At 64.4% G+C, this 19,027-nt stretch carries 23 protein-coding genes, 2 tRNA genes and 1 rRNA gene; 12 read left to right on the top strand and 14 right to left on the bottom strand.

The annotated features are described in order from the left end of the window. Positions 1-448 precede the first annotated feature (448 nt). Positions 449-1,219, top strand: a complete 771-nt coding sequence (locus ACSFC5_RS00130) for a coenzyme F420-0:L-glutamate ligase (protein WP_440763249.1) — start codon at positions 449-451, stop codon at positions 1,217-1,219. Then, positions 1,219-2,247 carry a 5,10-methylenetetrahydromethanopterin reductase gene (locus ACSFC5_RS00125; protein ID WP_440763248.1) on the top strand — a complete coding sequence of 343 codons (1,029 nt, stop codon included), beginning with the start codon at positions 1,219-1,221 and terminating at the stop codon, positions 2,245-2,247. The genes ACSFC5_RS00130 and ACSFC5_RS00125 overlap by 1 nt, the downstream gene beginning before the upstream one ends. 20 nt (positions 2,248-2,267) lie before the next feature. Here ACSFC5_RS00125 and ACSFC5_RS00120 read toward each other — a convergent pair whose 3' ends face one another. Then, complete coding sequence (locus ACSFC5_RS00120) at positions 2,268-2,468, bottom strand: DUF8024 family protein (protein ID WP_440763247.1); 201 nt, start codon at positions 2,466-2,468, stop codon at positions 2,268-2,270. A 209-nt stretch (positions 2,469-2,677) separates the two neighbouring features. On the opposite strand from ACSFC5_RS00120, the gene ACSFC5_RS00115 reads away from it, so the two are divergent. From ACSFC5_RS00115 to yciH, 6 genes are all read left to right on the top strand, one after another. Continuing rightward, a complete protein-coding gene (locus ACSFC5_RS00115) occupies positions 2,678-3,004 on the top strand; it encodes a DUF7573 domain-containing protein (RefSeq protein ID WP_440763246.1) in 327 nt (108 codons plus the stop codon). Between the two features lie 96 nt (positions 3,005-3,100). Then, complete coding sequence (locus ACSFC5_RS00110) at positions 3,101-3,295, top strand: cold-shock protein (RefSeq protein WP_006088631.1); 195 nt, start codon at positions 3,101-3,103, stop codon at positions 3,293-3,295. 245 nt (positions 3,296-3,540) lie between these two features. Beyond that, positions 3,541-4,512: an AAA family ATPase gene (locus ACSFC5_RS00105; RefSeq protein ID WP_440763245.1), complete on the top strand. Its 972-nt coding sequence runs from the start codon at positions 3,541-3,543 to the stop codon at positions 4,510-4,512. 3 nt (positions 4,513-4,515) lie between these two features. Beyond that, on the top strand, positions 4,516-5,616 hold the full coding sequence (locus ACSFC5_RS00100) for a DUF58 domain-containing protein (RefSeq protein WP_440763244.1): 1,101 nt from the start codon (positions 4,516-4,518) through the stop codon (positions 5,614-5,616). Beyond that, positions 5,613-7,928, top strand: a complete 2,316-nt coding sequence (locus tag ACSFC5_RS00095; RefSeq protein ID WP_440763243.1) for a transglutaminase TgpA family protein — start codon at positions 5,613-5,615, stop codon at positions 7,926-7,928. Before ACSFC5_RS00100 ends, ACSFC5_RS00095 begins: the two co-directional genes overlap by 4 nt. A gap of 208 nt (positions 7,929-8,136) precedes the next feature. Next, positions 8,137-8,430 carry a stress response translation initiation inhibitor YciH gene (gene yciH, locus ACSFC5_RS00090; RefSeq protein WP_006088627.1) on the top strand — a complete coding sequence of 98 codons (294 nt, stop codon included), beginning with the start codon at positions 8,137-8,139 and terminating at the stop codon, positions 8,428-8,430. Positions 8,431-8,642: 212 nt separating this feature from the next. Here the strand turns inward: yciH and ACSFC5_RS00085 are convergent, their stop codons facing one another. Beyond that, a complete protein-coding gene (locus ACSFC5_RS00085) occupies positions 8,643-9,008 on the bottom strand; it encodes a rhodanese-like domain-containing protein (RefSeq protein WP_440763242.1) in 366 nt (121 codons plus the stop codon). Between the two features lie 172 nt (positions 9,009-9,180). Between ACSFC5_RS00085 and ACSFC5_RS00080 the strand changes: the two genes are divergently transcribed. Then, the gene (locus ACSFC5_RS00080) at positions 9,181-9,423 is read left to right on the top strand and encodes a hypothetical protein (RefSeq protein WP_440763241.1); all 243 of its coding nucleotides are present in this window, start codon (positions 9,181-9,183) and stop codon (positions 9,421-9,423) included. A 53-nt stretch (positions 9,424-9,476) separates the two neighbouring features. On the opposite strand, the gene ACSFC5_RS00075 is transcribed toward ACSFC5_RS00080, so the two are convergent. From ACSFC5_RS00075 to ACSFC5_RS00030, 10 genes are all read right to left on the bottom strand, one after another. Beyond that, on the bottom strand, positions 9,477-10,016 hold the full coding sequence (locus ACSFC5_RS00075; RefSeq protein ID WP_440763240.1) for a hypothetical protein: 540 nt from the start codon (positions 10,014-10,016) through the stop codon (positions 9,477-9,479). A 123-nt stretch (positions 10,017-10,139) separates the two neighbouring features. Beyond that, positions 10,140-10,754 carry an NUDIX hydrolase gene (locus ACSFC5_RS00070; protein ID WP_440763239.1) on the bottom strand — a complete coding sequence of 205 codons (615 nt, stop codon included), beginning with the start codon at positions 10,752-10,754 and terminating at the stop codon, positions 10,140-10,142. Positions 10,755-10,821: 67 nt separating this feature from the next. Then, positions 10,822-11,709, bottom strand: a complete 888-nt coding sequence (locus ACSFC5_RS00065) for a hypothetical protein (RefSeq protein ID WP_440763238.1) — start codon at positions 11,707-11,709, stop codon at positions 10,822-10,824. Between the two features lie 120 nt (positions 11,710-11,829). Further along, positions 11,830-12,240 (bottom strand): DUF5809 family protein, encoded by a 411-nt coding sequence (locus ACSFC5_RS00060; RefSeq protein WP_440763237.1) that lies wholly within the window; start codon positions 12,238-12,240, stop codon positions 11,830-11,832. Positions 12,241-12,265: 25 nt separating this feature from the next. Next, positions 12,266-12,706 carry a DUF5810 domain-containing protein gene (locus ACSFC5_RS00055; RefSeq protein WP_440763236.1) on the bottom strand — a complete coding sequence of 147 codons (441 nt, stop codon included), beginning with the start codon at positions 12,704-12,706 and terminating at the stop codon, positions 12,266-12,268. A gap of 111 nt (positions 12,707-12,817) precedes the next feature. Next, positions 12,818-13,300 carry a ribosomal protein S18-alanine N-acetyltransferase gene (gene rimI / locus ACSFC5_RS00050; protein WP_440763235.1) on the bottom strand — a complete coding sequence of 161 codons (483 nt, stop codon included), beginning with the start codon at positions 13,298-13,300 and terminating at the stop codon, positions 12,818-12,820. 80 nt (positions 13,301-13,380) lie between these two features. Further along, the gene (locus ACSFC5_RS00045) at positions 13,381-13,704 is read right to left on the bottom strand and encodes a DUF8026 family protein (protein WP_440763234.1); all 324 of its coding nucleotides are present in this window, start codon (positions 13,702-13,704) and stop codon (positions 13,381-13,383) included. After that, positions 13,704-15,164 carry a sodium-dependent transporter gene (locus ACSFC5_RS00040; protein WP_440763233.1) on the bottom strand — a complete coding sequence of 487 codons (1,461 nt, stop codon included), beginning with the start codon at positions 15,162-15,164 and terminating at the stop codon, positions 13,704-13,706. The genes ACSFC5_RS00045 and ACSFC5_RS00040 overlap by 1 nt, the downstream gene beginning before the upstream one ends. A 308-nt stretch (positions 15,165-15,472) precedes the next feature. Further along, positions 15,473-15,967, bottom strand: a complete 495-nt coding sequence (locus ACSFC5_RS00035; RefSeq protein WP_440763232.1) for a ferritin-like domain-containing protein — start codon at positions 15,965-15,967, stop codon at positions 15,473-15,475. 76 nt (positions 15,968-16,043) lie between these two features. After that, the gene (locus ACSFC5_RS00030) at positions 16,044-16,352 is read right to left on the bottom strand and encodes a DUF6360 family protein (protein WP_440763231.1); all 309 of its coding nucleotides are present in this window, start codon (positions 16,350-16,352) and stop codon (positions 16,044-16,046) included. A gap of 741 nt (positions 16,353-17,093) precedes the next feature. On the opposite strand from ACSFC5_RS00030, the gene ACSFC5_RS00025 reads away from it, so the two are divergent. From ACSFC5_RS00025 to ACSFC5_RS00015, 3 genes are all read left to right on the top strand, one after another. Continuing rightward, the gene (locus ACSFC5_RS00025; RefSeq protein WP_440763230.1) at positions 17,094-17,240 is read left to right on the top strand and encodes a DUF8595 family protein; all 147 of its coding nucleotides are present in this window, start codon (positions 17,094-17,096) and stop codon (positions 17,238-17,240) included. Positions 17,241-17,291: 51 nt separating this feature from the next. Next, complete coding sequence (locus ACSFC5_RS00020) at positions 17,292-17,987, top strand: DUF7119 family protein (RefSeq protein WP_440763229.1); 696 nt, start codon at positions 17,292-17,294, stop codon at positions 17,985-17,987. Between the two features lie 109 nt (positions 17,988-18,096). Beyond that, positions 18,097-18,170, top strand: a tRNA-Lys gene (locus tag ACSFC5_RS00015). A 383-nt stretch (positions 18,171-18,553) separates the two neighbouring features. On the opposite strand, the gene ACSFC5_RS00010 is transcribed toward ACSFC5_RS00015, so the two are convergent. After that, positions 18,554-18,629 (bottom strand) — tRNA-Cys (locus ACSFC5_RS00010). Between the two features lie 157 nt (positions 18,630-18,786). Continuing rightward, positions 18,787-18,908: ribosomal RNA gene (rrf, locus tag ACSFC5_RS00005) — 5S ribosomal RNA — on the bottom strand. Positions 18,909-19,027 lie beyond the last annotated feature (119 nt).

Raw genomic sequence — 19,027 nt, 5'->3', positions numbered from 1 at the left:
TAATCAAAACACAGTGAGTTAATGAAAATGTCAGGGACATAAGAGCCGTTGCCTCCTAAGCTTCAGTAGAGATGGCTGGTAATACTGAAATACAGAAGGCAGTAGCGGTGTGTAATAACTGTGGAACTGCTCTTGCAGTACATTTTGACCCTGACGGCGAAATACGGATAATTTGGACTAAAAGGGGGCCAGCTTGCTCATGTAGAAATGGCGAACTTCGTATCATGAACAACGACGGGACTGTTCTCGAAGACGTAGACATGTAGCAGTTGGATAAATCAAATCAAATCAAAAGAACGTTTGAAAACAATTGTTCTGTGAATCGCCTATACTGATCAATAAACTGTATCGACTCAACGCCAGTCTCAAGACGATAACTCGAGTCCCCGACAGTGGCTCCATTCTCCGGTGACGGTGCGTTTTTGACGCCGCTGGCCCACCCTTCGGTATGGAACTCGACCCAGTGGCGGATCTGCCCGAGATCCGTCCCGGCGACGACATCGCCGAACTCGTCGCGGATCGGGCATCCCTCGAGCCCGGCGACGTGCTCACCGTCGCGAGCACCATCGTCTCGAAGACGGAGGGCCGAGTGGCGAACCTCGAGGACTACCCCGTCAGCGGCCGAGCCCAGGAGATTGCCGACCGAATCGCCGACGTTGCGGGCGAGGAAAAGGATCCGCGATTCGCACAGGCCGTCTTGGAGGAGAGCACGGAGCTGTTGATCGACTGTCCGTTCCTGCTGACCGAGACGCGGTTCGGCCACATCTGCGTCAACGCGGGGATCGATCGCTCGAACGTGCCGGATCACGATATCCTGTTGCTGCCGAAGAAGCCGGCCGAGAGCGCCGATCGGATTCGCTCGGGGCTCACAGAGCGCGGGATCGAAGACGTCGCCGTCATCGTGACCGACACCTGCGGGCGACCGTTCCGTCACGGCCAGCGCGGCGTCGCCCTCGGCTGGGCGGGGATGCCCGCGAGCCGGGACTGGCGGGGCGAACTCGACCGGGACGGCCACGAACTCGGCGTCACCGTCCAGTCCGTGGTCGACGAACTCTCCTCGGCCGCGAACCTCGTCACGGGCGAGGGAGCCGGCGGGACGCCCGCGGTCGTCGTCCGCGACTGGGAGTTCGGCGATCACGAGGGCAGCGACGAGTTGTTCAGAGCGGTCGAGGACGACCTCGTCCGGCAGGCGCTGCGAGAATGGAGGTTCGACGACTGATGACCGAACACACCACACCGACCGACGGCCCCACCCGAGCCATCGAACTGACACCCGAACACCCCACGGAGCGCGTCGCCGAGCTGGCGGCGCTGGCGGAGAGCGAGGGGTTCGATATCGCCTTCGCGAGCAGTCACTACTTCAACCGCGATCCGTTCGTCGCACTCTCGCGGATGGCCGACGCCACCGACGAAATTCGCCTCGGACCGGGCGTCGTCAACCCCTACGAGAGCCACCCCGTGAAACTCGCCGCACAGACGGCGACGATCGACGAAGTGAGCGACGGCCGAGCCGTCTTCGGCGTCGGAGCCGGGGATCGGTCCTCGCTCGCGAACCTCGGAATCGAGCGCGACAGCCCCCTCCGGCGCGTCCTCGAGACGTTCAAACTCGCGCAGGACCTCTGGGACGGCCAGACGGTGACCCACGAGGGGACGTTCACCGCGCGCGACGCGTCGCTCAACATCGATCCGGCCTCGGCGGAGATTCCGACCTACGTCGGCGCGCAGGGCCCGCACATGCTCCGAATGAGCGCGAAACACGCCGACGGCGTGCTGATCAACGCCGCTCATCCCCGGGACCTCGAGTGGGCCGCGGGCGAAATCGAGCAGGGGCTCGAGGAGCGCCCCGAGGAGTACGGCCCCTTCGAGTCGCTCGCGTTCGCCAGCGTCAGCGTCGCCGGGGACGAAACCGAGGCCCGCGAGGCGGCCCGACCGCCCGTCGCGTTCATCACCGGCGGGGCGGCCGAGCCCGTTCTCGAGCGCCACGGTATCGACCGCGAGGCCGCGAGCGCGGTGAGCGAGGCGTTGGAGCGGGGCGACCTGCACGAGGCGTTCGGTCACGTTACGCCGGCAATGATCGACGCCTTCTGTATCGCGGGGACGACCGAGACCGTCGCGGGCCGGTTCGAAGCCGCCCTCGAGCACGTCGACGGCATCGTCGTCGGCTCCCCGCTCGGACCGGATCTCGAGGATGCGGTCCGACGGGCGAGCGAGGCGCTCGACAGCGTCGAAGGTCGACGATCCGAGTGAGAATTCGGTCGGCCAGAGCGTTAGCTCGAACTCGAGGAGAAGAGGCTACCGATGGCGCCGAGGGTGAGCACGCCGAAGACGCCGAGCGTGAAGACGACCAGAAGCGTCCCGACGAGGACGAGCAGCGGGGCGAGTCCGTCGCCCATTGCGACGTCGGTGAAGAGCTCGTTCATCTCGATGATGTTGTCGACGATCACGTTCATCGGTGTGACGGTGTCCATGTGCGGGGGTTGTCACCGATCCTACTTGGCCGTGCCGGTCCATCGTGGCGGAAGGACCGCTGCCGGAACGGTCGCTACCGGCGTCGCTGGCACTTGAGCGCAGTGAGAGACGAACCGCTGGCAGCCGACGGCGTACTGGGTCGGACGGCTCCGACGACTCTCGCGAACGGTCACGACACTATAAGCCATCGCCGGCCGTACCCTCGAGCGTGACCGACGACGCGACGCTCTCGGACTTCGATTCGGACGAGGCGACTGACGGCGATCCCGACGAGCAGCGATCGGACTCGAATTCGACGACCGAGGTCGAGACGGGCGAACGAGCGCCGAATGACGGTAACGACGACGGAGAGCCAGTCGACGGCGAGACGACCGACGACAGCGTCCGCGAAACGCGTAACGCGGACGCGGACGGCGAAACCGCACGCTCGACGTACGCGTGGGGAACGTACACCTGCAGTCGGTGCGAGACCGAAACCGAGCGCGTCTGGCGTGACGAAGGCGATTTCGTCTGTCCAGCGTGCAAACCCTGGTAATCGGCACCCTCAGCGAGTGTAACCGAGTTTTTTCGAAGGTGCCTGCGAGCGTACTCCCGAAGCTTTATATCTCTGTCGCGGATTAATACACTTGCAATGGCGAAAGGTACGGTCGACTTCTTCAACGACACTGGCGGCTATGGATTCATCGAAACCGACGACGCAGACGACGACGTGTTCTTCCACATGGAAGACGTCGGCGGTCCTGATCTCGAGGAGGGACAGGAGGTCGAGTTCGACATCGAGGAGGCCGAGAAAGGCCCGCGAGCGACGAACCTCGAACGCCTGTAAGGCGAATTCGCGGAGTGGTATCGTTCTCTGATTGTTACGTGGCTAGCAACGGCAACCCCGAACCGGACACCGCTCGAGCCGAGCCGGACCGCCGAGAGCGGAGCAGCGACGACGAACGGTGGGTCAGAATGGAGCAGCGGCAGCTGACATTCGGGCAACGTGACGCAAAGCCTATGGTCCGGAGCCACTACTGACGTACTGATGAGAGGTTCGACCGGTCCCCGCTTTCCCTACGTGTACGAACCATGACTGACGTGAACCCGCCGACGCAGACCGCAAGCTTGGATCGAGCGGCCCTCGACGTCTCGACAGTCGCCGACCTCTGTGCCGAGATCGAGGCGAACGTCGCCGACGTGATCGTGGGCCACGAGGAGGCGATCGAACACGTCGTCACCGCCATGCTCGGCCGCGGCCACGTCCTGCTCGACGACGTTCCCGGCGTCGGCAAGACGATGCTTGCCCGGTCGATCGCGACGTCCATCGACTGTACGTTCCGTCGGGTCCAGTTCACCCCCGATCTCCTCCCCGCCGACGTCACCGGGGTGAACGTCTTCAACCAGCAGAGCCGCGAGTTCGAGTTCCAGCGCGGCCCCGTCTTCGGCAACATCGTCCTGGGCGACGAGATCAACCGCGCCCCGCCGAAGACCCAGTCCGCGCTGCTCGAGGCCATGGAGGAAGCGCAGGTCACCGTCGACGGAACGACCCGCGACCTGCCCGACCCCTTCACCGTGATCGCGACGCAGAACGCGATCGAGCCGAACCGGACCTACGACCTGCCGTTCGCCGAACTCGACCGATTCATGAAGAAACTCCGGTTGGGCTACCCCGAGCCCGAGGAGGAAGCCGAGATGCTGGGCCGCACGGTCGGCCACCACCCGATCGAGAGCCTCGAGCCGGTGACCGACCTCGAGACGGTCGTCGCCGCCCGCGAGACCGTCGCACAGATACGCGTCGAAGAGCCGGTTCGGGAGTACGCGACGCGACTGGCGGGCTACACCCGCGAGCACGCACACATCGGCGTCAGCCCCCGCGGAACGATCGCGCTCCTGCGGGCCGCACAGGCCCGAGCCGCCACCGACGGTCGCAACTACGTGATTCCGGACGACCTCCAGACCGAAGCGCCCGTCGTCCTCCCACACCGGATCAGGACGACCGATCACGACCGCGACGGCGAGACCGTGGTCTCGAACGCCCTCGAGCGCGTCTCCGTGGAGTAACAGATGCGACCGACGATTCGCGGCTGGACTGCCGTCGCCGTCGTCGCGCTCTCGTTCGCGATGGCGTGGGAGTTCGGTCCGCGCGCGCTGAACGCCGTCGTGACGCCCCTGCTGGTCGTGCTCGTCGTCGGTGCGCTGACGACCGTTCGAGCCACACGGCCCGAGGTGAGACGCGCCCCCGTCTCGCCGGGATTCGTCGACGACCGCCGGACGGTCGAGCTCACGCTCGAGAGCGCGTCGGCCGTCTCGGCGACCGTTCGTGACGCCGTCGGCGAGGGAGCTGCGGTTACTGCCATCGAGTCGGTCAGTGGAGCCGAAACCGGAATCGACGAGAGCGGCGCACCCACCGCGACGACGACCCTCGAGGGCGACGACCGATTCGAGTACGCGGTGCGACTCGCGCGACGGGGAGACCATCGACTCGGGCCGCTGACGATCACCGTCACCGACGTCTTCGGACTGTTCAGGCGGCGGTTCGACTACGCGGAAACGACGTCGCTACTCGTCTATCCGCGCGTTCACGAGCTCCGAACCGATCCCGGGAGCGACCTCCGGACGTTCATCGAGCGCGAACGCGGCGACCGCGAGGAGTTCGACCACCTACGGGAGTACCAGCGCGGCGACTCGCTGCGCGACGTCCACTGGAAGTCCGCCGCCAAACGGCCCGACGCGGATTTGGTCGTCACGGAGTACGCCGCCGACGAGGAGGCAGGCTCCGCGACGATCGCCGCGGAGTGTGCCCCCGGCCGGGACGACGAACTGGCGACGGCCGTCGCGAGCGTCGCGACCCACCTGCTCGAGGCCGACGTCAGCGTCGGCGTGACCGCCCCCAACGGCGACTATCCCTCGGGAGCGGGATCGGCCCACCGCCACACCCTCCTGTCGGCGTTCGCCGTCCTCGAGGCGGGCGAGCTCGAGGATGAGCAACGCCGGGCGGCGGATATCGTCGTTCGGGCCGGCGACGACGGAACGACGGTCGTCGTGGACGGCCGATCGATCCCGTTCGATCGACTCGTCGGTGATCGTCGCGGGAACGGACGACCCGATTCGACGAGCGAAACCACTCGCACGCGATACGACGGCGGATCGGCGGTGGTAACGTGAGCACGAACTCGGAGTCCCACGCCGGCGATCGAACGGCGGATCTCGGCCTGAACGGCTCGATCGGCCCCGACACGTTCCGGCTGCTCGCGCTGGGATGTGTGCTGGTCATGACGGCCTCGTACGTGAGCGTGCTGCGCGAGGTGACCCGCGTCGTCGGCGGCACCCAGTCGCTGTTCGCCCTCGTCGGGGCGATGATCGTCGTCGCGACGGTGCTCGCCTGGACGATTCGCCCCCGAACGGCGGTCGTCGCCGCGCTCGTCGCCGGCGCGGTCGGCTTCGGTTACTACCTCGAGATCACCGGCGTCGACGTCGCGTTCTCCGCGAGCGACGCGATTCTCACGGATACGATCACGCTCGTGGCCGGACTCCCGCTACTTCGAATGGTCGAAGCCGGCGTCTGGACGCTCGCGTTCGTCCCCGCGCCCGTCTTCCTCTCGTGGTATCTCGCCGTTCGAAGCCGGTACGCACTCGCCGTGATCCCCGGCGGCTTCGCGCTGCTCTTTCTCGTCCTGACCGGCGACGCCGGAACGACGGTCACGCTGCTCGGGACGCTGGCCGCGGTCGGCGCCATCGGCTTCGGCGAACTCGAGCGACGCGGCGGCTCCGTCGCCCAGGCCGACCTGCTCGCCGTCTCCTTCGCGCTGATCATCGTCCTCTCGCTGTCGGTCACGTTCGTCCCCGACAGTTCGGGCTCCTCGGCCCACCTCTCCGGCGGCGATCCCACCACGCTCGAGGGCGCGATCGACTACTCCTCCGAGCGCTCGGGGATCGGCGGCTCCGTCGATCTCTCGCCGGAGGTGCGGTTCACCGTCGAGTCCGAACGGGGAGCCTACTGGCGAACGGGCGTCTACGACCGCTTCGCCGGTGACGAGTGGGTCCGAACGGGCGACGCCAGCGCCTACGACGGCTCTCTCCAGGAACCGCCCGGCGAGTACGAGCGGATCCAACAGATCGTCACCGCCGAGACTAACCTCGGCGTCTTGCCGGCCGCAGGGCAGCCACTCGCCATCGAAGGTGATCTGGCCCAGCACACCGAGGTCAGCGCGCACGGGCAGTTCCACCCGACGACGTCCGTAATCGAGGGGGACAGCTACGCCGTCGAGAGCGCGATCGTCGATCCCAGCACGACCGAACTCCGCGCCGCGGGGACGAACTATCCGCGGCCGATCCTCGAGGGAGATTACCTCCAGACGCCCGAGAGCACCTCGAGCGAGTTCGAGGAGCGGACCGCCGAGATCACCGCCGACGCCGACACTCCGTACGACAAGGCGGTCGCCATCGAGGGCCACCTCCGCTCGACGAAGGGCTACTCGCTCGAGGTCGACCGCCCCGACGGCAACGTCGCCGAGGCGTTCCTGCTCGAGATGGACGAGGGCTACTGCGTCTACTTCGCGACGGCGATGACCCAGATGCTGCGCGCGGAGGACGTACCGGCCCGCTACGTCACCGGCTACACGAGCGGCCAGCAGGTCGACGACGACGAGTACGTCGTCCGCGGCACCGACGCCCACGCCTGGGTCGAGGTCTACTTCCCCGACCACGGCTGGGTCGCCTTCGAGCCGACGCCGCCGGGTCCGCGCGACGCCGCCCACTCCGAGAGCGTCGAACAGGCCCGCTCGGACGGCGCGGAGAACGTCGACACCGACTCGAGTCAGGACGTGCCGATCAGCGACGAGGAGTCCAGCGACGGGAATCCGGACGATCCCGACACCGACGAGGGCGAGTCGAACGACGGGGATTCCGATCGGGACGAGACCGATACCGAAACGAATGGATCGAACGGTACCGATACGGAGTCGGGCGAGAACGAGTCCGGATCGAACGGAAGCGATACCGACTCGTCCGACGACGAGGCCGGGTCGAGCGAAGGCGACAGCGGTCTCTGGAGCACCGTCGTCTCGCTGCTGTCCGTTTCGCGCGAGGCGGCCGCGATCGGCCTGATCGCGCTCGTCGGGGCCCTCGCCGGCGTCCACCGCACCGGCGCGACCGACCGCGTTCGGCGAACCGTCGGCTGTTACTGGCAGCGACGGACCGACGACCCCGACCGCGATACCGAACGCGCCTACCGACGACTCGAGCGTGTACTCGCCCGCGAGTACCGGCCGCGCGAGCGCTCGGAATCCGCTCGCAGCTACCTCGAGGCGTTGTCGTCCGATCCGGATCGAGACGTCGATCAGCAGGTCGCGACCGTCGTCGATCGGTACGAGCGCGCGCTCTACGGCGGCGGCGTCAGTCGAAGCGAGGCCGACGAGACGATCGAACTCGTCGACGACCTCGCTCGAGCGCGCCTCCCGATCGTCGGTCGCCGGTAGCATCGATGTCGTCTCGATCCGTCGCCCCCGTCAGTAGCGTCGATCTCGATCTGCTCCGTGGCGGCCCTGAGAGCGGTACCCCGGGTCCGTTCGGCGGTCGACGACCAACGGAGGCTCGAATCAACCCTCGTCCGACTCAAAAAGAACCACGCGAGGGCATGCAGGTCCCGATAGTGTTTAATATGGCCGTTTCGTAGCATGCAACGTAATGTCGGAAGTCTGCTCGACGTGCGGGCTGCCCGAGGAACTCTGCGTCTGCGAAGACGTGGCCAAGGGACAACAGCAACTCAACATCCGCATTGACGAGCGCAGATACGGTAAAGAGGTAACGATCGTCGAAGGATTCGATCCGAAGGACGTCGACTTAGACAGTCTCTCGTCGGACTTGAAGTCCAAGTTCGCCTGCGGGGGAACCGTCGAAGACGGCCAGATCGAACTGCAAGGCAATCACAGGGGCCGTATCGAAGAGTTCCTTCGGGACCGCGGCTTCAACGTCGCTTAATGCCCGCGATGATCTGAGACGACTTCCGAGCGTCACGATCGACTCGCGAATCGCCTCACAGCGATTGTGGTTCATTTTCAGCCGACAGCGACCGAGCAGCGGTGCGGTCGGTCGACGGGACGGAACTCGAAATCGAGCCGTCGGCGAACGATGTACGGACGACTCGAGCGGTTCCCGATCCCGGTTCGGGATCCGACGATCGAGTCGAGCGTTCAGAACGGAGATTCCGCGTTCGCGGACTCGTCCGTCTCCTCTTCGGCCCGGGCGAGACCGTGCTTCATCCCGTACTTCTCGAGCCCGCCGGCCATGCTCTCGACGCGAGCGTCCGCGGTGCCCTCGTAGGAGCCGATAAGCTGGGCCGCCTGCACGCTGGCCTTGCCGTGGGGACAGACCGTGACGATGTGTGCTGCGTCCTCGAACTCCTCGATCCGACTCGTCAGTTCGTGGAACGGAACGTTCTCGCTATCGGGGATATGGCTGTGCGTGAAGCTCTGTGCGTCGCGAATGTCCACGATACGTACGTCGGCATCGTCCTCGAGGAGGTCCTTGACCTCGTCGGGGGAGATTTCGCCGTCCATTACTGGCGGGTTGGAACTCGGACAGAATAAGCCCATGGGTCGATTCTCGTGGACGGAACCACCCGTCGACCACCAGCGAACGGCGGTGACGGGGCGGCGAACCAGCCAGTCCGGCGGAGATACTGTCCGTTCGTATGAATCCGTTATTTACGCAGAGCGCTTCTAGTTCCGTATGAACCGTGAATCGATTCCCTTCGAAGGGGTGTTCGCCCTGCAACTCGTCGGCACCGTCGTCTTCGTGATCGGCCTCTCGATGGGCGGTCTCACACCCGTGACGCTCCTCGGCGGCGCGATCATCATGCTAGCCGTCGTGGGATTGGCACTCGCTGCGAGCGTCGAAGCAGAAGAGCGACCGCTCGAGGACGCCGGCGGCCGCGAACGCAGTCGTCTCCCGTTCGGTCTCGGCTCGAAATAGCGATATTCGTCCTTTTAAGCCGCTCCGTCGGGATACGTCTGGACGCGTACTCGTTACTGGCCGTGTCCCGCATGCAAGTCGTCCCAGTCGAATTCGGAAATATCCACAGTCCAGTCGTCGATATCGTTATCGTTGATCTCTTGCAGAGTAATACGGTTATCGGCGATCGTCGCTTCAGCCTGATCACCGAACTGGATCGTATTGAAATCCTCTCTGGACGTTGGTGCGTTACGACAGCCGTACTCGTCATCTGACCCGAGATCCTCGCCGCAGAGGCCGATTCCGTAGCGAACGTCGCGAAACTCCCGTTCTAACTCGTCTCGAACCGCCTCGGAAACCGTAATCTCCCCCGGTGAAGAGACGAGTTGCGTGTACTCTGCTGCAACTCGGCCAGTTATCTCACGTGCGCCATCGAAATGGAGTTGGAGGAGCTGATCGCTGTATGTCCGGCCTTCGTGCCTCCATTCGACAGTGACCGCTTGTAGTTGGACTAGTTCGGCCGAAACGAGATCCAAGTCAGAAAGACATCCCGCCAGTGTGCATCCTACCGCAACACTCCCAGCAATACCGAGTAGTTCCCGTCTGGAGGGCATACTGTGTCGGTTCTGATATATTCACATCAATCTTTACATCACACAACGGTGATGCGCACCGCTTTCGCAGAGGCGATCGTCCGGAGATTGATATCCTCCGGTCTCGGCGCAAGTCGCCCCAAATCAGAGTAATCCGTCCTCTTTCGCCAGCAACAGCGCCGAGACCGTCGAGTCGTTCGCCGGCTGCTCGCGAGCGCGCTCGAGGGCCGCCTCGACCGGCACCGTCGTCACCTCGAGGAACTCGTTGTTGTCCAACTCGCGCTCGCCGGGCTCGAGCCCCTCGGCGTAGACGATACCGCGGTCGTGTCGGAGCACGCCCGTTGCAACCGCGTACTCCTGGAGGAGCGCGGTGCTCGAGGGGATGAATCCGGTTTCCTCCTCGAGTTCGCGGGCGGCCGCGCGGGTGTAGGATTCGCCGCCCTCGACGATGCCCGCGGGAAGTTCGAGGTGCGTTTCGCGGATCGCCGGCCGATACTGCTCGACGAAGAGGAGATGGTCGCCGTCGCTGCCGCCGTTGGCAACCCTCCCGTCGTCGGTTTCGGTCTCGTCACCGTCGACGGACGCGGCGAGGGTGCCATCGATCCGGGCGACCACGACGACCGCCGGCGGCAGGTCGGCCCAGTAGTAGCGCTTCTCGATTCCGTTGGGCTGCTCGAGCAGGTCGTAACCGCCGTCGTACCAGCCAGTTTCGTACTCGGTGACCGCCTCGCGAAGGTCCCACTCCTCGGGTGCCGTCATTGGGAGGAGGTGTCGGTCTCGAGGAGGGAATAGCTGCCGTTCTGCGGGCGACCGACCGAGAGCGTCGCTACGCGAAGTGGTGTGACAGCGTTCCGACGTACCGGTGTCGGTGGGTAAGATAGACGACCGACGTGAGCCAGAGCGCGCCGAGGAACGCGTACATCCCGTAGCCGGGCGGGTTCTCCAGCATCCAGAGGGAGGCCATTAGATGAGCGAGCGCGTACGCCCCAAGCGGAACCCCCGCGTACAAGAGCGCGTTCGGGACCCAGTCCGCGCCTTCGTCCCGCGGAGCGGTCGCGTCGACGAAGAGGCTGACGAGGGCGACGGTCGAGAGACCAAACAACCCGATGGTACCCACCAGCGAGACGACCAACCAGACATCACCAGACGCTGCCCAGATCTGCCAGAACAGAGAGCCAAACACGACCGGGGCTAGAACCGCGTACGCGGCGACGGGGAGCCACCACCGCGACGCGGTGACGTGTTCGTCGGCCCCCGACCGAGTCGAACGTCGACGGTCTCGAGCGAGCCGCGTCGTTACCCAGCCGACGAACTGTGCGATGAGCATGGTCAACAGGGCGGTGATCCCGACGCCCAAAGCGGCGACGAACGGCGTCGCGACAATGGTAATGACGGCCCAACGGGGCGAGAGCGACTGGATCGTCGTGATCGTGTTGGCGACGTAGACCAGTACCGTTCCGAGCGAACCGGCGAGCCCGGTCCAGAAACCGGCGCGGCGAGTCGAGGTTTCGTGATCGCTGTAGCGGTAGCCGACGTACACCGCCGCTAACGCCAGCACCCAGAACGAGATCGACCCGCCGAGAACGACGACGTCGTCGATCACCGCCTCCCAAGAGAAAAACACGACAAACGGTACCGCCGCGAGACCAGCGAGGATCGCCGTCCGTAGCGACTCGTCGGCCAGACCGTCGCGAAAGTCCTGTACGGAGGGCATCGCAATAGGTGTTGGATAGTATTCACGAATATATTATCGTATCGGTTCGCCGGACAGTTACACAGATAGTCACGACTGACGGCACGAAGAACCCGACCGGAATGAACTCGGCTCGAGCGACTACAGGAGGTCCCGATACAGTTGCCCGAACGCCTGCCGACGAAGCGTCGCAATCGCTGCGTCCTCCTCGTTCTGGAACGTGGCGGCAGCGGCCTCGCCCTCGGGGCCGACGTGCCAGACGACGTTCTCGACGTTCTCGTGGCCGGCGACCGAGACCTCGCCGTCGTAGGACTCCCGCCAGTCGTCGAACTCCTCTCGCGTGCCGACGCGAACCGCGAGCAAACTCGCGAAGAGGGCGTCGCGGGCGGTCTCGATGACCTCGCTCGAGACGCGGTCGGCGTACTCCTCGCGGTCGAACGCCATGCCCTTCGCGACCTCGCGGACGACGGTCTGGGCCGCAGGACCGACGTCGTCGTACTGTTCGCGTACGTCCGCCGCCGACTCGAAGCTGAACGTCCCCACCGTGTGCATACTCGAACGAACGACCGACGGGCAGTTACGCGTTTTCGTTTCCGCTCTCGGCTGCGTCGTCCACGTCCTCGGGCTCGTTGCCCTCGGTATCGTCGTCCGCATCGCCCGTTTCCTGCATCTGCTTCGTTAGTTCCCGGGCCTCCTGCAGGACGTCCTCGGCTTCGGCCGTCAGCGATCCGCGACCGGGCTGGCGGCTCTGCTGGGCGATCCCCCCCTCGAGACCCTCCGGTCGACCGTGGTCGTGACCGTGGCTCGCGCTCTCGAAGTCGGGCGTCTCGATCTCCGGGGCGTGCGAACTGACGCGCTCGCCCAACTCCTCGGGCGAACAGTCGCCCCAGTCGGGGGCGTACTCCTCGAGCCACTCGCGGTGATCCTCTCGACCGAGCGACGCGGTGATCGCGAGGTGATTCGCGAGATGCGCCGCGTCGGCCTGTTCGGCGCCGCAGACGGGGCAAGCGTATCCCATGCCCGGCCCTACGAGCGCGCGCGATAAAACGTCCGCGTCCCGCGGCTACAGCCACGACGGAAGAGCGAGATCCAGCACGTAACCGACACGGCGAGAGCCGACGAGCGACGATCAGCCGAGTTTACGGATCATCACGATCGCGTCCTCGTCGTCGCCGTAGTAGTCGGGGACGAACCGCAACGGCTCGAAGCCGAACTGCCGGTAGAGGCGCTTCGCACCGTCGTTCGAGCGGCGAACCTCGAGTTTGACCGAATCGGCCCCGTGGGCGGTGAGCACCGCGAGCGCCCGGGAGAGTAACAGGCTGCCGACGCCCGTGCCGCGGTGGTCCGGGTGGACGGCGATATCCTTCACGTGGCCGAGGTCTCGGCCGAAGTTCTGCGCGACGTCGGCGACGATGTAGCCCGCGACCTCGCCTCCCTCGAGGGCGATAAGAAAGCCCGGTTCGCCCAGAAACCGGTCGAACGCGTCGTACGGCCAGGGCTGGGCGAACGACTCGTTCTCGATACGGGTAACCGCGAGCAGGTCGGCGCGCTCGGCGGGGCGAATCGAGGGACCGCTGTCGTCGTGAGGCACTCCGGAAGCCGGCCGTGTCACACCTGCCGGTAGTGGCGGCACGGTAAAAGAACTAGCGTCGAAGTCGAGACCGATCGGACGCGACGAACCCGATCCGTCGATCAGACTCGCTCGAGTCGCTCGACCTCCGCGTCCGACCAGTCGTAAAAGCGCCTGTCGGTCCGCTCGAGGACCTCGACGCACTCGTTGTGCCGTTCGCGGACCTCGTCGGCCAGCGGATCGTCGGGGTTGGCCTCGACCCACTCGCGCAACTCCGCGAGCGCCTTCGGCGAGTAGGTGTCCATCCGATCCTGGTGCTCGAGGATCTCGACTTTCCGCCCCTCTTGGCGCAGCGTCCGGACGAGCGCCCATCCGGCGACGCCCCAGAACGCGAGCAGGGTGAACGTGAGCATGCCGATCACCTCGGCCGAGAGACCGCCCAGCATCAGTCGTCACCTCCGGGGAGTTCCGCGGTATCCGGTTGACCGCCCCGGCCCTCCACGACGGACATGACCGCGTAGCCGATGATCGGGAAGAGGACGATCACGAGCATGCCGCCGATCATCTCCGGAGTACCGTAGTTCTCCCAGGCGAAGTAGCCCATGATGAAGAGCATGACCGCGGGAATGACGTACTTGATCACGGGATCCCACCAGGAGCCAACGTAGATGCCGGCGTTGCGGTTGACCGCGAGCATGCGGATCCGTTTCGGCCCCGCGACCCAGCCGATGATACCGATGATGGCGAGCGCTGCGAGCGGCAGTCCCCAGTTCCCGAAGACGAAGTCGAGGTAATCGAGAACGTCGACGGAGTAGGCGCTCGGAATACCGAGCAGCCAGATCACGCCACAGACTCCGAGCGTCGTCTGGGTCCGATCGAATCGCGTTTCCTCGCTCACCGTCGTCACGCTGACTTCGGTGATGAGCAGCCCGGACGTGAACGTCGCGAGGAAGAAGCCGACGAAAAACAGGATCGCGACGAGCCCGCCCAGCGGAATCTCGGGGAAGACCTGGACCAGCGAGACGAACGCGAGGCCAGCCCCGGCGTCGGGATCGACCCCGACCGCGAAGACGATGGGGAAGATGGCGAGGGCGGCGAGAATGCCGATACTGGACTCGCCGATCGCCGTGAAGACGCCGCCGCCCAGCGGAACGTCGTCGTACTCGCGCAGATAGCTCCCGACGGTCAGGGCGATCCCCCAGCCGAGGCCGGTCGAGAACAGCGCCTGGCCGAGCGCCGCGATCCAGGTGTCGCTGAACGTCAAGTACTCCCACTGGACGCCGAAGGTGAAGGCGATCCCCTCGCTCGCCCCCGGTAACGTCAGTCCGCGAATCGTCATCACTACGAGCGCGATCACCAGCGCCGGCACCGCGTAGACGACGATTCGCTCGACGCCGCGCCGGATGCCGAGAACGAGAATCGCCGCGATCGACCCCATCACGACCGTGTGGAGGCCGATCATCAGCGCCGAGTTCGCGAAGAGCCCGTTCATGAACGCCTCGGCCTCGAAGCCGGTCGCCGTAAACGTAAACAGCAGCGAGTGAACCGCGTAGTACAGCGTCCAGGCGATCACCGGCGAGTAGTACGACATCAGCGCGACGTTTACCAGAATAACGACGACGCCGAAGCCGACCATCCCGCCCCGCCCGACGACCTCACGGAAGGCCCCGATGACTCCCTTGTTCGTGTACCGGCCGAGTGCAACCTCGGCCATCAACCCCGGTACCGCGAGGAGGAACAACAGAACGAGGAAGGCGAGAACGAACGCGCCACCCCCGTTATCTCCCATCACGTACGGGAACCGCCAGATGTTCCCGGCGCCCACCATCGCGCCGATCATCGCCATCAGGAACCCGAACCGGGTTCCCCACTCCGCTCGTGCCGTCTTTGTTGGGACATCAGCCATCCTCGGATCACCCGGAAAACCCACCACGTCCAGCTACGTATATATTTGGTGCTTGCCACCATACCTCATGAAATTATCAGCGCGTTACCGGCCGGTCAAGGAATCGACGGGCGACCGCTCGAGGCAGAATCGATTCGTACGAAACGGACCCGTGTTCGGGTGCTGACGGCGGGATCCGGGGACTGATCGGCGAAAACTCACGCGCAGTTATCGACGGCCGAGACGACAGTTACCGATTACGCGTCGGCGGCTTCGTTGTCGGCCTCGGCACGTTCGTCGCCGCCAGCGTTTTCGTTCGGACGAGTGGGTTACTCCGCCGGAATCGCGTCCATCTCGAACCGCTCGGCCAGCTCCTTCAGTTTCTCGAGGGCGTTCTGTTCCTCCCGAAGATTCTCCTCGAGCAGGTCGGCCCCCTCGTCGAGCCCGAGCTGATCCGCAAGCGGAATCAGATTTCCGTACGCGGCGATTTCGTAGTGCTCGGTCTTCTCCGCGGCGGCCATGTTGTGGTAATCCATCACTTCCTGGCTCGGGTTCGCCGCCGTGAACTCCTCGTACTCCTGAAGCAGGCCTTCGATACCCTCACACTCCTCTTTCTCGGGTGGCTCGCCGAAGAGATCGAACACCTCCTCGAGGCGCTCGATCTGGCCCTCGGTCTCCTCGCGGTGGTCGGCGAACGCCCGGGCGACGTCCTCGTGCTCGGTGTTTTCCTCGAGGTCTTCGAGCGCGTCCAACAGCTGATGCTCGGCGTGATAGATGTCCTCGAGGCCGTGCTCGAACAGGTCCTGAATCGTATCCATACTCATCGTGGAACCGGCGGATCGTTCGCCACGGAACTGAAAGAATCGGCAGCCTGCGACGGCAGGCGCCGTCGACGCGCGGCTACGTGCCGGTTTCGTCGCTGTCGTTCTCGGTACTCGCGTTCGCTACGCGGTCAGCGTGTTTCTCGAGGTCAGCCGCCAGCGCTCGCGCCTGCTCGGGCGTCAACTCGAGGTCCTCCATGTGTTTGGGCAGATGTCGCTCGGAGAGGTTGTCGAGCTCGAGTTGTAAGTGGACGGCATCGGGCTCCTCCCTGTCGGCGGTCGCGTTCACGACGGCGACCGACTCCCACTCGAACTCTTGGCCCTTCGCTCTGGCCTCGACGTAATCCAACGTCGTGTAAGCGGTTACCGACATCAGTCGATCGGACATACTGCAACGCTCGCGGCGGGATCACTTAGGCCCCGCGACGAGCAAACGGTCGGGTCTCAATCCACCGTGACGCGCTCGGCTTATCACATCAGCCACAGATCGCGATTCAATTCTCCCTCACGAATCCGACTCCAAACTGGAGCCCCGTCGTGTTCCCGTGACAATGTCTTACCCAGGTGTCGCGATAGCACCGTTTGTCCTCGATATGCCACACTAAACATCGCCCCGCGTATCGGCACCATTTGCCTATAAAATCGAGCGTAACGATCCTCGCCTACCGCCCTCTTCGGACACCGACGGTCGATCTCTCACGCGATTCACCCCTACTGACGGCATTCGACAGGCGATACTAAATTGCCAAAACTGGACGTTCGACCTGAAACGAGCCGTCGCTGGTTCCCGTCGTCCGTCGACGAGAAACCGCGTTACGAAGCGTTCGCTCGAGCTCCCCCGATAGAACTGTGGGCATGGCCCTAAAGAGACCATAGTTCGAAGCTGTACGAAATGTCGAGTGAATGCCTACAGATTCCCCGCCACCCACGGCACTAGCCGAATACGACGATAGTACCGATAGGTCATTTCGAAGTCATCGATCTGTACTGGCGATCTGCGACAGCCGTTCCGACACGAACGATGCTCGAGTGCGTCAACGATAGCGGCAGCACTAACCGATAAGACCGAGCACGGGTATCGCTTGCAGACGAAGCGGTACTTATGCCCTCGGCGTTCGAAAGGGAATCCATGACTGACGCGGCCGAATGCAAACCAGAGATGACCGAGCACGAGCAGGACGAAGCGGAGCGTGACGACGCCCACCTCGACGACATCGAGGAGGGTGCTGGCTGTACGGAAATCTGGGAGCATCTCGCCGAGCAGCGCGACGAGTGAGATATTCGCCATGGCAGCGACTTTTTTGACCTCGAAGCCCGTACCGAAGGTATGACCGACAATCGGCCCGGCGACCGTGGCGCCAACCGTCGTGACAGCGGTCGATCGATCCCGACGGACCGAGAGTCTCCCGTCGGTGCACCAGTTATCCGGGGCGACGAATCGGTCACTGGAACGCGTGCCCGTGAGGCCGTCCAGTTCGATCCCGACGATCCCGGCAGTCTCGCCGACGCCGCCGAAACCGTCCGTCAGTTCGCCGCCGGCTCGACGAACGACGACCACCTCTACATGCTCCGCGGCGCCGCCGCCTGTGCCGCACTCGTTCGCGGCGAAGGGTCGTACAAGGCCGCCGCCGAGCGCGCGGGCGGCGATGCGACGGTTTCGTTCATTCGAAAGTGGGCCCGCGTCCACGATCTCCCGCGTTCGGTCCGCAAACAGGTCGCACTCGGCCGCATCGCGCCGACCGCAGCCAAGCACATCGCTCGCGTCGGCGGCGAGGCCAGACTCCTGCTCGCGTGGGCCGCACTCGACGGGGACCTCACCGTCCGCGAGGTTCGCAGCGTCGCGAGCGCCGTCAACGACGACGTCTCGATCGACCAGGCGTTGATCGACCAGGGCGTTACCCTCGGCCGACTCGAGCTGACGCTCACCCCGGATACCTATCGCGATCTCCGGCGTCGAGCCTCGGTCGACGGCGTTGAACCCGGTGCCATCGTTAGCGAAGCACTGGAAGACTACTTCGAGTAGCATCGGAACGAGAAACCACGTCTATTTGTCGTGAAAATAGCACCAGAACGGCCACTGCCTGATGCAGAAAGAAACGTTTAACCATCACTCTCCGGAAGTAGCAACTACAGGGCCGGTAGCTCAGTCTGGCAGAGCGTCTGGCTTTTAACCAGACGGTCGCGTGTTCAAATCGCGCCCGGCCCGCTTCTGGAAGGAACGATTCGTGATAAGCAGAGCGGCGGCTGCGATTTGAAGTAACGAAAAAGGCGCAGCGAAGTCGTTCGAAACGCAGAAGCCGTTTCGTGATCAAGCGAACCCTTCGGGGTTGCGGACCTCGCAGGATCTGCGATCCCGCTTAGTGACGAGAGAGCGTAGCTCTCTCAAACCACGAGCGTTTCTGGGCGTCGTTCACAACCGCGATCGGACCGCCTTCCTGTCGCGGAACCCCTCTTCGATCGGCAAGCTGTCGGTGACAGCGATTGGAAACCTGCCGGTCGGATTTGAACGACCTTCGAGCACTGCCTTGCGCAGACTTTCGGTTTACCGCAGGTACGTTTCTGCCGCTCGCGGGTTTGCTCGTAGCAAGAAGCCAAGGGCCGGATTTGAACCGGCGGTGGGCGGCTCTGCAGGCCGCTGCGTTCGGCCGGACTCTGCCACCTTGGCGCGTCTTGCTGTTGTCACTGCGTTCGTTTAAGCATAGCGGTACGGCACAATCGTTGCTGGGCGACTGTGTCGTCCATACGCAAAAAACCCACAGAGCCAGCGCTGTGGCTCCGTGGGTGATGTGCGTGGCGATCCCGAAGGGATCGCCGAGTATGAGTGAAGGCGGCGAATCGCATTTCCCAGAGGCTCGCGCACTCCAGTACTCCGCGATACGCAGACGGGCTTATCTTCCGTGTTCGGGATGGGTACGGGAGGAACCCCGCCGCTCTGGCCGCCGTGACGCCGATCAACGGACTCGAACCGTTGTACATCGGAAGACCATGTCTTCCGTGCCTTGGACTCGTGTCCAAGCTACCGTAATCGGTGGTTACTGACCGTAATGTATGTGTAGTCCAGTT

Source organism: Natronorubrum marinum (genome assembly GCF_052040125.1).
Taxonomy (GTDB): Archaea; Halobacteriota; Halobacteria; order Halobacteriales; family Natrialbaceae; genus Natronorubrum.
The sequence above is the reverse complement of the archived record's forward strand: the minus strand, read 5'-3'. Positions and strand labels throughout refer to the sequence as shown.